General features: G+C 49.7%; 11 protein-coding genes and 1 riboswitch. Of the genes, 9 read left to right on the top strand and 2 right to left on the bottom strand.

From position 1 onward, the window contains the following. Positions 1-5: 5 nt before the first annotated feature. From AC3IRK_RS13990 to AC3IRK_RS13960, 7 genes are all read left to right on the top strand, one after another. A complete protein-coding gene (locus AC3IRK_RS13990) occupies positions 6-827 on the top strand; it encodes a MetQ/NlpA family ABC transporter substrate-binding protein (protein ID WP_489170123.1) in 822 nt (273 codons plus the stop codon). Positions 828-854: 27 nt separating this feature from the next. Beyond that, positions 855-2066: a M20 family metallopeptidase gene (locus AC3IRK_RS13985; RefSeq protein ID WP_489170122.1), complete on the top strand. Its 1212-nt coding sequence runs from the start codon at positions 855-857 to the stop codon at positions 2064-2066. Positions 2067-2224: 158 nt separating this feature from the next. Further along, a riboswitch (FMN riboswitch) is annotated at positions 2225-2372 on the top strand. Positions 2373-2528: 156 nt separating this feature from the next. Beyond that, a complete protein-coding gene (ribD, locus tag AC3IRK_RS13980; RefSeq protein WP_188004802.1) occupies positions 2529-3575 on the top strand; it encodes a bifunctional diaminohydroxyphosphoribosylaminopyrimidine deaminase/5-amino-6-(5-phosphoribosylamino)uracil reductase RibD in 1047 nt (348 codons plus the stop codon). Continuing rightward, positions 3560-4189 (top strand): riboflavin synthase, encoded by a 630-nt coding sequence (gene ribE / locus AC3IRK_RS13975; RefSeq protein ID WP_188004801.1) that lies wholly within the window; start codon positions 3560-3562, stop codon positions 4187-4189. Before ribD ends, ribE begins: the two co-directional genes overlap by 16 nt. Further along, positions 4186-5370, top strand: a complete 1185-nt coding sequence (ribB, locus tag AC3IRK_RS13970; protein WP_354020953.1) for a 3,4-dihydroxy-2-butanone-4-phosphate synthase — start codon at positions 4186-4188, stop codon at positions 5368-5370. The genes ribE and ribB overlap by 4 nt, the downstream gene beginning before the upstream one ends. Before the next feature lies 1 nt (position 5371). Next, complete coding sequence (ribH, locus tag AC3IRK_RS13965) at positions 5372-5830, top strand: 6,7-dimethyl-8-ribityllumazine synthase (RefSeq protein ID WP_131502418.1); 459 nt, start codon at positions 5372-5374, stop codon at positions 5828-5830. Positions 5831-5956: 126 nt separating this feature from the next. Then, the gene (locus AC3IRK_RS13960; RefSeq protein WP_489170121.1) at positions 5957-8593 is read left to right on the top strand and encodes an EAL domain-containing protein; all 2637 of its coding nucleotides are present in this window, start codon (positions 5957-5959) and stop codon (positions 8591-8593) included. Positions 8594-8651: 58 nt separating this feature from the next. Here the strand turns inward: AC3IRK_RS13960 and AC3IRK_RS13955 are convergent, their stop codons facing one another. Both AC3IRK_RS13955 and AC3IRK_RS13950 read right to left on the bottom strand, forming a co-directional pair. Continuing rightward, positions 8652-9302: a DUF4352 domain-containing protein gene (locus AC3IRK_RS13955; RefSeq protein WP_489170120.1), complete on the bottom strand. Its 651-nt coding sequence runs from the start codon at positions 9300-9302 to the stop codon at positions 8652-8654. A gap of 11 nt (positions 9303-9313) precedes the next feature. Further along, a complete protein-coding gene (locus tag AC3IRK_RS13950) occupies positions 9314-10672 on the bottom strand; it encodes an alkaline phosphatase (RefSeq protein WP_489170119.1) in 1359 nt (452 codons plus the stop codon). A gap of 259 nt (positions 10673-10931) precedes the next feature. Here AC3IRK_RS13950 and AC3IRK_RS13945 point away from each other — a divergent pair, with 259 nt between their 5' ends. Together AC3IRK_RS13945 and AC3IRK_RS13940 are read left to right on the top strand one after the other, a co-directional pair. Continuing rightward, positions 10932-11741, top strand: a complete 810-nt coding sequence (locus tag AC3IRK_RS13945) for a DUF6612 family protein (protein ID WP_188004798.1) — start codon at positions 10932-10934, stop codon at positions 11739-11741. 368 nt (positions 11742-12109) lie between these two features. After that, on the top strand, positions 12110-13468 hold the full coding sequence (locus AC3IRK_RS13940) for an alanine/glycine:cation symporter family protein (RefSeq protein WP_131502413.1): 1359 nt from the start codon (positions 12110-12112) through the stop codon (positions 13466-13468). Positions 13469-13520: the final 52 nt, after the last annotated feature.

Here is a 13520-nt window from a genome sequence, read left to right as displayed (position 1 = left end):
GGATGATGAAAAAAGGATTAGCGATTGGTGCAGCATTGACGACGGTATTGTTTGCGGGATGTGCCGCTTCCGGAGAAGAAGATCAAAAGACGGTGAAACTTGGCGTCAGCGGTTCTGACACCCAAGTTTGGGAATACGTCGCGAAAAAAGCGAAGAAAGAAGGCATCACGATTGAGCTCGTTAAGTTCTCCGACTATGTTCAACCGAATCTCGCACTCGCGGAAGGAGAGATTGATGCGAACTCCTTCCAGACCGTCTCTTACTTTAACGCCTTCAAAAAAGAACATAAGTTAAAACTGTCGCCGATTGCGACTACGGTCATCGCGCCGATGGGAATTTATTCGGATAAGATCAAGGACGTCAAAGACATTCCGGTCGGTGGAAAGATTGCCGTCCCGAATGAAGCGACGAACATGGGGCGGGCATTGCTCCTGTTGCAGGAAGCAGGCCTGATCAAGCTGCCGGACGACTTTGACGGCAACGGATCCGTCGATAAGATCGTCGAGAATCCGAAAAAACTGAAGATTGTCCCGGTCGTCGCCGGACAGACACCACGCGTCCTACCGGATGTCTCCGCCTCGATCATCAATAACGGAATCGCTGTCGATGCCGGCTTTAATCCGATCAAAGATTCGATTCTCCATGAAAACGAGACGGCGAAACCGTACATCAACATCATCGCGACCCGGACAGAAGACAAAGACAAAAAGACGTTGAAAAAAATCGCTTCCCTTTACCAGCAGGACGATGTCGCTGCCTTCATCAAAAAAGAGTACAAAGGCAGCACGATTCCAACGTTCGTCCCTCTCAGCGATATCGGAGAATAACCAAAAACCAAAAGGAGCGTGACCCAAATGACAATTCAGACGAGACGGCAAAACCTGACACAAACGATTGAACAGGATATTGAGCAAAAACGGGAGTCGTATCTTGAGACGAGCCATCGGATTCATGCGACACCGGAAATCGGCAATGAAGAATATTTTGCGTCGCGTCATCATGCGGAACGCCTGACAGCCGAAGGGTTTACAGTCGAACTTGGTGTGGCCGGACACGAGACAGCGTTTCTCGCCCGGAAGGTCTCGGATAAACCGGGAGCAACGATCGCTTTTCTAGCTGAATATGATGCCTTGCCGGGAATCGGTCACGCATGCGGACACAACATCATCGGCACGACAAGTGTCGCAGCAGCGATTGCCGTCAGTCAAGTTCTGGATGAAGTCGGCGGCAGTGTCGTCGTCCTCGGGACACCGGCGGAAGAAGGCGGACCAAACGGGAGTGCGAAAGGGAGTTTCGTCAAACACAATCTGCTGACGGGCATCGATGCGGCCTTAATGGTCCATCCGTCCGGACAGACCCGGATTACCGGTTCTTCGCTCGCCGTTGATCCGCTCGATTTTGCCTTTACCGGTAAACCGGCCCATGCGGCAGCTTCGCCGGAAGAAGGGATCAATGCCCTGGATGCCGTCATTCAGTTGTTTAACGGAATCAATGCGTTACGGCAACAGTTGCCGAGTGACATCCGGATTCACGGAATCATTACCGATGGTGGAGATGCGCCGAACATCATTCCGGAGTATGCCAAAGCCCGCTTCTTCATCCGGGCGACGACACGCGAACGGCTGAATGCGGTGACGGCAAAAGTCAAAGCCGTTGCCGAAGGGGCAGCCCTTGCGACCGGAGCGACGCTTGAGATCATCGCCTTCCAAAACGAAGTCGATAACCTGTTGTTCAACCGGACGTTTGACGAGATTTTCCGGGAAGAAGCGACGGCGCTTGGGGAAGACGTCAAGACCGATGAACGGCAGGGTCTCGGTTCGACCGACGCCGGCAACATCAGCCAGGTCCTGCCGACGATCCATCCGTACATCAAGATTGGAGCAGACGACTTAGTTGCCCATACGGAAAGTTTCCAGGAGGCGGCGAAATCGGAACAAGGCGACGAAGCCTTGATCACGGGAGCGAAAATCCTGGCCCGGACGGCGTTCCGTCTGCTGACGGATGACTCGTTACTCGGGGCGGTCAAACAGGAGTTCCACGACCGGAAAAACGGTTACTTGATGTAACAGCGAAAGACAGAAGTATGTGTTGGTCCGACCGGATGTCATCAAGACGACCGGGCGGGCCAAACCATACTTTTTTTGTTGAACCGGAAAAAAGAAAACAAATTCTCTTTTGTATTTTAAAATAACCTGTGCTAGTCTTGACCTGTACAACTGAATAACCAGTTCTTCGGGGTAGGGTGAAAATCCCAACCGGCGGTAATGCGATGATTTTCGAATCGACGAGCCCGCGACCCACAATGTACGCATTGTGGCTGACTTGGTGTGATTCCAGGGCCGACGGTAAAGTCCGGATGGGAGAAGAACGAAAAAATGTGCTTGAAACCATTTTCTGAAAAAATATGTTCGGGAAAAGGTCTATTTCTGTATGCTTTTGAACAGAAAACAAGACGTTTCTTTCGTGATCCTTCAATCATGACGCCCTGCAAATGCAGCGGCGTCTTTTCTTTTGAAAGGAGCGGAAATATGAATAATCGAATGCACCAGGCGATGCAGTTGGCACGGATGCTGGACGGACAAACGAGTCCAAATCCGAGTGTCGGTTGTGTCATTACGAAACATGGAAAAGTGATCGGCTTCGGTGCCCACCGGTTTGCGGGTGGTCCGCATGCGGAAGTCGAAGCATTAAACATGGCAGGAGAAGCGGCGCGTGGTGCGGATCTCTATGTCACACTCGAACCGTGTAACCATCATGGAAAGACACCGCCCTGTACGGAGGCGATTTTAGCCGCCGGCATCAAGCGGGTGTTCGTCGCAACGGAAGATCGGCATGCAATCGTCGCCGGACAAGGTATTACGCGTCTGCGTGAAGCCGGACTGACGGTCGAAACCGGATTACTCGAAGACGAAGCGGTTCGATTTTATACACCGTTTTGGCAAAGTCTCGAGCGGAAACGACCGGTCGTCACCGTCAAAGTCGCCCAAAGTTTAAACGGTGTCGTCACGACAGGTGAGCAACGCCTGATTACATCAGATGCAGCCCGGGCGGCAGGACGTGAGCTGCGGGCAACACATGACGCCATCTTAGTCGGGAGTGAGACGATTTTAATCGATGATCCCGCATTGACGTTACGCACGGAAGCCGGACCTGAACCGATTCGGGTCGTCGTCGACCGTCGTGGACGTTTGACGGAAAGCGCCCAAGTCTTTCGGGACGGTTTGAATCCGACATACTGGCTGACGGAACAACCGCGTGTCTCAATTCAATCGAACGTCACGGTTCTCGTCGGCACGTATACGACACCGAATCAGATTTTAGACATATTGTACGACCAGGGGATCCGCAGTTTGTTGATTGAAGGCGGACCAACGATTCAGTCGTCATTTTTAGAAGCAGACCTTGTCGATCGTCTTGAAATCTATCAAGCCCCGTCCGTCTTACAAGGGACGACCGGATTGACAAGCACAATCGAGATTGAAGACCGGTTCGATTTAACCGACGTCGCGCAAATCGGACAGGATGTCCATCTGCGTTATACGCGGAAAGGAGACGGCTTATGTTCACGGGATTGATTGAAGAAGTCGGGACGATTAAACGAAAAGTTCCGCGCCCGAACGGTTTAGCGCTCGAAATCGAGGCGCGGCATGTTCTTGAAGAAACGAAGATCGGCGACAGCATCGCCGTCGACGGGATTTGTTTAACGGTCACGGCGATGACGGCGACCGGGTTCACGGCGGACGCCGTTCACGAAACGATTCGGGCAACGTCCCTTCAGACGTTGCGGGTCGGCACACCGGTTCAGCTCGAACGGGCGATGCCGGCGAACGGACGGTTTGGCGGTCATTTCGTCAGCGGACACATTGACGGAACAGCCCGGTTCTTAAGCCGTCGACCGGACGGTGAAGCGATGGAATACCGGTTCGAGACCGGGGAGTGGAGTAAATACTGTATTCCGAAAGGCTCGATTGCGATCAACGGAACGAGCTTGACGGTCCAACACGTGGAACCGAACAGTTTAATCATCTCATTGATTCCGCACTCCCGACAGTTGACGACGTTCGACCGGTTGCAAAGCGGGGCACTCGTCAATATCGAGTGTGATTTGATGGCAAAACATTTGTATCACTTTACACAGCAGGAACAAAAAACGGATTGGTCGGCATTTTTAGGAGGCGGAGCAGGATGAACGGATTTGATCTCGTAGAAGAAGCGATTGAAGAATTAAAACACGGACGTCCGATCATCGTCTGTGATGATGAAAACCGGGAAAATGAGGGGGACCTGATTCTCCTCGCGGAACATGCGACACCCGAACAAATCAACTTCATGATCACGTACGGGAAAGGACTCGTCTGTGTTCCGGTCAGCCCGCAACTTGCAGAACGCCTTGAGCTGAATCCGATGACAGATCACAATACCGATCCGCACGGGACGGCGTTTACGATCAGCATCGATCATGAAGAAGCGAAGACCGGCATCAGTGCCGCGGAACGTGCGTTGACGATTCAACGGATGCTGACGGATGAGGCGAAACAATTTAAGCGTCCCGGTCATATTTTCCCCTTGATTGCGAAAGAGGGCGGTGTCCGGGAACGGCGTGGACATACGGAGGCCGGTGTGGATTTGGCACGGCTTGCCGGAAGTGCTGAAGCAGCTGTCATTTGTGAAATCATCTTAGAGGACGGGACGATGGCGCGCGTGGATGATTTGCTGACCTATAAAGAAGTCCACGGGCTGAAGATGATTACAATCGATGCCCTCGTCACGTATCTCGAACGCCCCGTCCGGCGCGAAGCGGACGTCCTGCTTCCGGCCGCGCACGGCGCGTTTCGGATACTCGGCTATACGACGCCTGATCAAAAAGAACACGTGACCGTCCTGTCGGGAGAGCCGGAAGACGGAATGCTCGTCCGGCTGCATTCGGAATGTCTGACGGGAGACGTCTTCGGATCAAAACGCTGTGATTGCGGTCCGCAACTTGACGCAGCACTGGCACGCATCGGACATGAAGGCGGAGCGGTACTCTACCTGCGCCAGGAAGGGCGCGGTATCGGCTTGATGGCGAAACTGAAAGCCTATGAGTTGCAGGAGCAGGGACTCGATACGGTCGAAGCGAATCACGCGCTCGGGTATGCGACTGATTTACGGGATTACAAAGTCGCAGCCGCGATGTTACACGATTTAGGTGTCACGAAAATTCGGCTGATGACGAATAATCCGGAAAAACAACAGGCACTCGAACAAAACGGTATTACGGTGCTCGAGCGGATTCCGCTTGAGATTGACCCGGTACCGGAAAACAAGCAGTATCTGCAAACCAAACAAACGAAACTCGGGCATCTGCTCGATATCCAAGGAGGACAATAACATGGTATTCGAAGGATTTTTAACAGGTGAAGGACTACGCGTCGCAATCGTCGCAGCACGATTCAATGAATTGATCACATCGAAACTGGTCGGTGGAGCAAACGATGCATTCCGTCGTCACGGAGTCGCTGCGGATGCTGTCGATACAGCATGGGTTCCGGGAGCGTTCGAGATTCCGCTCGTCGCGGAAAAGCTTGCGAAAAGCGGAAAGTATGACGCTGTCATCACACTCGGTGCCGTCATTCGCGGTGCGACATCACACTACGATTATGTCTGCAACGAAGTCGCGAAAGGTGTCGCCGGCGCGTCACGTGAAACAGGGGTGCCGATTATCTTCGGTGTCCTGACGACTGACTCAATTGAACAGGCCGTCGAACGGGCGGGAACGAAAGCGGGGAACAAAGGATACGAAGCAGCGGTCTCAGCAATCGAGATGGCGAACCTGTTACGGACTATTTAATGAAATAACTGAGTCTTGAGACCTGTTTCCGAATGGAACAGGTCTCTTTTTTTATTCTGGCAGGACTTTACGAACTCCATCCCTAATGATAAGGGAAAGACTCTTTACAGAAGGGTGGAAAGGAAGATGGTGCGTTCAAAAAAAGCTTATTATCTGCCTATTGTCGTCTGCTTTATTACAATTTACTATCTTTGGCTGATTATTTTTGCAAACCAGCCAGAGTTGTCAGCTTGGGGCAGTAACTTGTTTTCCATACTCGGTTGCGCGTTTGCGACATGTTTGTTGGTTCAGGCGCAACGAGAACCGGACCAACAAGAAGGACATTTTTTTCTCTACCTTGCATACGGAACAGGAAGTTATCTGATTGCCGAATTGATGTGGGGGACGTATGAGAATATTCTTCAAGTCGAAGTTCCCTTTCCCGGTATCTCGGATCTTTTTTACGTGTTGCAATCTGTCTTCTTTTTAGTGGCCTTTCTACACGCAATCCAACGCCATGTCACAAAAGCTCGTTTAGTCAGCTTTATATTTGATATCGCCATCGTTATGACGGTCGCTGTTACCTACAGTTGGTTTTTCTTAATCCGTCCGCTGTTTGACGAACCGTTCACCTCGAAAGCGGAATTCGTCCTGGCCTTTGCTTACCCGATGTGCGATATCGTTCTGTTATTTTGTATGATCAGTATCTATTATTTATTTGAGAAACACGAGTGGCAAAAACGACGACGTATGTTTCAGTGTTTGTTCATCGGATTGTTGTTACAGGTCGGCGCAGATACATCGTTTGTCTATGTGACGACCGTCAGCGGTGAGGATGTCATCCGGTTGATTGATCCATTGTTTGTCATTGGTTTACTGACGATTAGTATATCTGGTCATTTGGATAATCCCGTACAAAAAAGGCAACAGAAAGAAACAACGCGACGAAGACGTGCACCGATCGGGAAAATGTTTTTACCATATCTGTTAGTCATATTTTTATTTTCAACGATGACCTTTTATGCACGCCAAAATGAAGCAATGAATGGCTTAATGATAGGTTGCGCTATCACGATTCTCCTGATTTTAGTCCGCCAGATTCTAATGATTTTGAGTCACCAAGAATTAATTGAAGAAATTCATCATAAAGCGGACGAGTTAGAAGTGAGTGAGGAACGGTATAAGTCTTTGTTTACTTACCATCCGGATGCCATCTATTCACTTGACTTGAAGGGACGTATTGAAAGCGCGAATCCTTCGTTCGAAAAATTGACGGAGCAGGATGCGGAGGAATTGATTGGCAAAACGTATCGGCAGTTCACGACATGGCAACAGACATCGACAGACAAGGCGACAGCACAGCAATTTGAAACTGTTTTCCAAAAATCTGGCGGTCCAGATGTTTTGCTGAATGTAACCAACATTCCGATTCGCGTCCGGGATCGATTCGTCGGGATGTACGGGATTGGGCAGGATATCACGACCATCCGGGAAAATGAATTAAAAATCCGCCGGCTTGCTTATTACGATCATTTGACCGGGGTCATCAATCGGACCTACTTTGAAGAAGTGTTGCACCATTTAGTCGAAGAAGAGCGGAAGGAAGAAACCATCATTCTCTGTTTTATTGATCTCGACGACTTTAAACTCGTCAATGATTCGTTCGGTCACCATGTCGGCGATCAGTTGTTGATTCAAGTGGCAGAGCGCCTGCAAGAAGCCGTCAATCCGGACGATATCGTCGCCCGTCAAGGCGGAGATGAGTTTACCGTCATCTTGCGGGATGTTACGTCGGATGAGCAGGGCAGAAGCCGAACGGCCCGTCTGCTCGATGACTTAAAACGAACGTATGCGATTGAAGGAATCGAATTGATTTCCAATCCGAGTATCGGAGCCGTCATATGTCAGCGTACAGCGGGAAAACACGTCGTGACGTTGCTGAAGCAGGCCGATCTTGCGATGTATCAGGCGAAATCGGGTGGCGGTAAATCCATCATCTTCTTTGAAGATATTGCCGAAAAAGCGTCCTACCGCTTGCGACTCGAATCGGAGCTGCCGATTGCCATCGAAACCAATCAATTGATTTTACATTATCAGCCGCAAGTCGATACGGTCACGTATAAGATGGTCGGTGTCGAAGGACTGATCCGTTGGAATCATCCGGAACTCGGAATGATTGCACCAAACGATTTCATTCCGATGGTGGAAGAAGTCGGCATGATTATCCGGCTTGGTGAATGGGTGTTACGCGAAGGGTTTTTACAGGCAAAACGGTGGGAAGATGAAGGAGTCACATTGAAGGTTGGACTGAATGTCTCGATGCAACAGTTTCATCATCCGACGTTCGTCCTGACTTTGATTCGTTTAGTAGAGGAAACAAGTGTTGATCCGACGCGTATCGATCTTGAAATCACGGAAGTCTCAGCTGTCGAAGATATCGAAGAAACCGTCGTGACGATGAATCGCTTAAAAGAACTCGGCTTTACGATTTCGATTGATGACTTCGGAACCGGCTACTCTTCCTTATCCCGTTTAGCGGACTTCCCGATTGATACATTGAAGATTCCCCGCGAGTTCGTCGAAAAAATCCAACCGACGACGACCGGCTACTCGATGATTTCATCCATCATCCATTTAGCGAAGTCACTCGATCTTGAGGTCATCGCGGAAGGTGTCGAGACGCTCGAGCAGGTCAACGTTCTAAATTGGTTGGAATGCTCGCGGATGCAAGGTTATTACTTTGGTCGCCCGATGCCCGCAGAACAAATTCCGGCTCTTTACTAAAAAAGAAGACGATCCTTTCCAGCAAAACAGGAAGGGATCGTCTTTTGGTCTTTTAGCATTATAAGCGCAAAGAAAGGGACGAACCTTTTCCAAGCACATCACGTTTCGCACTGAGGACATCACTCGTCAACAACTCGACTGATGTGAGCGGTTGTTCGATAATGAAACCGAAGTTTCCGCTTCGTGTCTCGCCGGGGGCATATGTCGCAGCGAGCGACTCGAGGTAGACATCGTCTTGCAGTGTCTTCTCGGTTTTTGCATCGAGCCTGAAGTGAGCGACGGGGTTAAACGTGACCGGCTCATCGCCTCTGTTCGTAATCGTCACACGTGTCTTGACGAGGTCAAACGATTCCTCATGCGTAAACCCGTGGAAGAAATCAATCATCCCGTAACTCGGCCGGGCATGGAACACTTTCACTTCTTCGACTTTCATCGTGATCGGTCCGATCGTTCGTGTCACGTCGGGACGGACAAACTGTTTTAACGTCAATTCGCCTTTGTCGTCGGTAACCGATGCGTCGACTTTTGTCAGTTTCCGGTCATCTGGTAATTGCGGGTTCGGGACATATGCGGCAGACTTTTCGATCGATACCGGTGTCTCCTGTTTCGGGGCCGACTTTTCTGATGAGTTCTCTTGGACGGTGTCTGGCGTAGTGCCGCAACCCGAAAGAATCGTCCCGAGCATCAAGGCAGCAAGTATCTGTTTCATGGAAAGTCTCCTTATTTCTTCGACTTCAGTAAATCGAAGATGATTTTGGCATGATTCGTATTATCGACTTGTCCGGCAAACCGTTCCTTCGCTGGACCAAACGCATAGACGGGAACGTCTTCACCCGTATGTCCGCCTGTCGTCCAGCCGGTGTGCGACCGTTCATTGAAGATGGCTTCGATCGCATTGTCGACATCAAGCAGTTTCTTCGATTCCGCAGCACGTGTAACGGACTCGATTTCATCTTCCGTCAGGGTGAGTTTCTTCTGGTCGATATATGTCGTCAACGTTTTTTTGACATCGGCACCTTCGATGATTTTTGCTGCCATGAAGTCTGGTGTCTTTTTCGCCGCCTTGATCGGCTCGGCGAACCAGTTATAGATACCATCCGCTCCAATCGAGTAACCGCCGGTCGAATGGTCGGCTGTCGCCACGACAAGCGTGTGCTTGTCTTTTTTGGCAAAGGCGATTGCCGCTTTGAAGGCACGTTCGAAGTCTTCCATCTCGCTCATGACACCGACGATGTCATTGTCATGACCGGCCCAGTCGATTTGACTTCCTTCAACCATCAGGAAGAAGCCTTTTTTGTTTGAATCAAGTCGTTTGATGGCGGAATTCGTCATCTGTTCGAGTGACGGAACGGATGATTCCCGGTCGATGCGTTTCGGCAGACCACCGTCCGCAAACAGACCGAGGACCTGTTTGTTTTTATCCGCCTGCATTTGATCCAGATTCGTGACGTAGCTGTAACCGTCTTTCTTAAACGCTTTCGTCAAATCGGTATCCGGACGGACGAAGTTTGATTTCCCGCCTCCGAGCAGGACGTCGATCTTATGTTTGCCGTTGACCCGCTCCTTGAAGTAGTCGTCCGCAATCGCATTCATGTTTTTCCGGTTCTCATCGTGCGCGCCGAATGAAGCCGGTGTCGCGTGTGTAATTTCGGATGTCGCAACAAGTCCCGTCGATTTTCCGCGTTCTTTCGCTGCTTCAAGGACCGTCTTGACCTCTGATTTATCATTGTCGACGGCAATCGCGGCATTATATGTTTTGACACCGGACGACATCGCCGTCGCGGCGGATGCGGAATCCGTGATGTTTTGCTCCGGGTCTTCCGGATAGGTCATCTGTTGTCCGACGAGATATTGATCAAATGCCGTTTTTTCCGCGACCGGCGTCGAAGGATCATTTTTTAAGTACCGGTGGGCTGACGTATACGAGACACCCATCCCGTCCCCGATCAGGAAGATGACATTCCGGATTTCCGGTGATTTTGCATGTTTCGTCTTAGCCTCAGCGTCGTTCATCGAGACCATCGTACTTAAGGAAAGGGTCGACAAGGCAAGAATGGGAATGATTCGTTTTAACTTCATGGATTGTTCCTCCTTCAGGAAAATAAATAAATAGTTTAGTATCGGATCAGATCTACAGGACTAACTTTAGCGGTAGAGTGTAAAACGAACATTTGAGGGATGTAAAGTTTTGTTAAGAATCAAACAGAAAACTTTACGTCGGACAGGAAGGTCGATGAGTAAAAAACAGTCAGAACGGTAATAAGATAAGAAATGGTTTTGAAACATTTTTCAGTGACAGCTCGTAAAGAAAGATAATCAATTTCAAGGAGGAATGACGATGAAGAAGACAAGGTGGATGACGGTCGGTCTCCTTACGGCAACGATTGGACTGGCAGGGTGTAATAACGAGACCATAGAAGATGGTCAAGGGGAGAACGGTTCCAAACAGCTTTCGAATACGGAGTTGCTGAAAAAAGCGTCAAGCGCACAAGAAAACATCAAGTCGTTTCATATGGACAGTGACATGATGTCGGAAGTTGGCGGTATGCCGATCAGTCAAAAGATTTCGGCAGACATCATCCAAAAGCCGATGACGATGTATCAAAAAATGACAATGAAAAATGCAGAAGACGGGACCGATGTCGAAACGGAACTGTATCTCGTGGATGATAAAATGTATATGTCGCAATCCGGACAATGGTTGGTACAAGATACATCGGAACTAGGGGATATGTTAGAAAACATGGAGTCGTCGGCATCGACAGAACAAAGTCTGAAGTTACTCAAAAAATATAAAGACAATTGGACGATGAAAAAAGAAGGTGATGTCTATCAAATCGATGTCGATTTGAAAGGCGATCAACTGAAAGCCTTCATGAAGGATTCTCTTGAACAATCCGGACAGCTTGCCCAAATGAAAGAGGTCATGGATCAAGTGGATTATAAAAAGATGGAGTACTCGATGACGTATGATGCAAAAACCTACTATCCAAAGACGCTTGATATGGAAATGGCGTTTGAGATTGAAGAAGGAACGGAATTTACGATGAAAAACGAATCCGTATTCTCGAAATTCAATGAGATTAAATCGATTGAGTTGCCGGCGGAAGCAAAAGACGCACAGGAGTTGCCGAGCAGCAAGCAATAAGAAGAAACTGATTGACCTGAAAAGGGACTGACTCAAAATTCAGTCTCTCCAAAGATAAGGGTGGCAGATTATAATTCTGCCACCCTTATCCCGTTTAAACAGGAATCACTCGTTTCACGCTGGCAGAGACAAACAAGACCCGGTTTCCTGCCTGGATCAGGAAGGGAAACTGGCTTGTGTCTCGCCTGAGGAAAGGGCGTGAAAGGACGAGAGATTCCTTTTTGAGTCAGCCCCTTTTAGTGAGCAGTAAAAAGAATACAACAATATAAGCTAGGCAATCGTCTGCACAGAAAATTAACCATTGACAATAATCTGTAAATTCTGAAAAGATAGAAAAGTACATATCGAATTGAAGGAGGGGAAACAGAATGGGGACAGCGTTCAGTGAGTGGATTGGTACGGTATCGGATTTTGTCTGGGGACCGCCGTTGCTTATCTTTTTGGTCGGTACAGGGATTTACTTGACGATACGACTTGGATTCATTCAAATTACCAAGCTTCCGTATGCCTTAAAACTGGCATTCACGAAACATCAGGACGACACGTCGGAAGGGGATATCAGTCATTTTCAGGCATTGATGACAGCTCTTGCGGCAACGGTCGGTACAGGGAATATCGTTGGGGTTGCAACAGCCGTCGTCCTCGGGGGACCGGGCGCGATCGTCTGGATGTGGTTATCCGGATTATTCGGGATGGCGACAAAGTATGCCGAGGCGATTCTCGCCGTCAAGTACCGTGTTGTCGATGAGAAAGGACAGATGGCCGGGGGGCCGATGTACTATCTCGAACGGGGATTAAGACAGAAATGGCTCGGCGTGTTATTTGCCGCGTTTGCTTCGCTTGCCGCCTTCGGGATCGGTAACGGTGTTCAGACGAACTCTGTTGCACTGGCGATGAAATCGACGTTCGACGTGCCGTTGTATGTAACGGGGATTGTCCTGATGGTGGCGACGGGGGTCGTCATTATTGGTGGAGTTAAGTCGATTGGGAAAGTCGTCAGTTATTTTGTCCCGTTCATGATTTTCTTCTATGTCGGAAGCGGTCTCTTGATCATGGTCATGAACTTTGATTTGATTCCGGGTGCGCTCGCGACCATCTTCAGCAGTACATTCTCGAACGAAGCCATCACCGGCGGAGCAATCGGTGCCGCGATTCGTTACGGGGTCGCCCGCGGGGTCTTCTCGAATGAAGCAGGTCTCGGTTCTGCACCGATTGCCGCCGCCGCTGCAAAAACGGATTTCCCGGGGCGTCAGGCACTCGTCTCGATGACGCAGGTCTTTCTCGATACGCTTGTCGTCTGTTCGATAACCGGCTTGACACTCGTCATGGGTGGTCAGCTCGATAAAAAGCTGGAAGGGGTCGAATTGACGACAGCCAGCTTTGAAGTGTTCCTTGGACCGGCCGGGAAGTACATCGTGACGATTGGTCTTGTCATGTTTGCCTTCTCGACAGTCCTCGGATGGTCCTATTACGGGGAAAAATCAATCTATTATCTGTTTGGTCAAAAATCGATTTTACCGTACCGGATTCTGTTTGTACTCGTCGCGGGACTTGGTGCGATGACGACGAACTTGAACATGGTCTGGGCGATTTCCGACGTCTTCAACGGACTGATGGCCATCCCGAACTTGATTGGTTTGATTGGTTTGTCCGGTGTCGTCATTGCGGAAACACGACTGTTCCGGGAACAGTTGAAACGGGAGGAGGCCGAACGACGAATTTCATAGAATCTCTGACATTGCACAAATCCCGCATTCTCATATGGAGAGTGCGGGATTT

It is taken from the genome of Exiguobacterium sp. GL_137 (genome assembly GCF_057834585.1).
This window is presented reverse-complemented; position numbering and strand designations above follow the sequence as displayed.

Excerpts from the sequence above, each read along its gene's own strand:
- AC3IRK_RS13990 (WP_489170123.1), top strand. The coding sequence starts at position 6 with ATGAAAAAAGGATTAGCGATTGGTGCAGCATTGACGACGGTATTGTTT.
- AC3IRK_RS13985 (WP_489170122.1), top strand. The coding sequence starts at position 855 with ATGACAATTCAGACGAGACGGCAAAACCTGACACAAACGATTGAACAG.
- ribD (WP_188004802.1), top strand. The coding sequence starts at position 2,529 with ATGAATAATCGAATGCACCAGGCGATGCAGTTGGCACGGATGCTGGAC.
- ribE (WP_188004801.1), top strand. The coding sequence starts at position 3,560 with ATGTTCACGGGATTGATTGAAGAAGTCGGGACGATTAAACGAAAAGTT.
- ribB (WP_354020953.1), top strand. The coding sequence starts at position 4,186 with ATGAACGGATTTGATCTCGTAGAAGAAGCGATTGAAGAATTAAAACAC.
- ribH (WP_131502418.1), top strand. The coding sequence starts at position 5,372 with ATGGTATTCGAAGGATTTTTAACAGGTGAAGGACTACGCGTCGCAATC.
- AC3IRK_RS13960 (WP_489170121.1), top strand. The coding sequence starts at position 5,957 with ATGGTGCGTTCAAAAAAAGCTTATTATCTGCCTATTGTCGTCTGCTTT.
- AC3IRK_RS13955 (WP_489170120.1), bottom strand. The coding sequence starts at position 9,302 with ATGAAACAGATACTTGCTGCCTTGATGCTCGGGACGATTCTTTCGGGT.
- AC3IRK_RS13950 (WP_489170119.1), bottom strand. The coding sequence starts at position 10,672 with ATGAAGTTAAAACGAATCATTCCCATTCTTGCCTTGTCGACCCTTTCC.
- AC3IRK_RS13945 (WP_188004798.1), top strand. The coding sequence starts at position 10,932 with ATGAAGAAGACAAGGTGGATGACGGTCGGTCTCCTTACGGCAACGATT.
- AC3IRK_RS13940 (WP_131502413.1), top strand. The coding sequence starts at position 12,110 with ATGGGGACAGCGTTCAGTGAGTGGATTGGTACGGTATCGGATTTTGTC.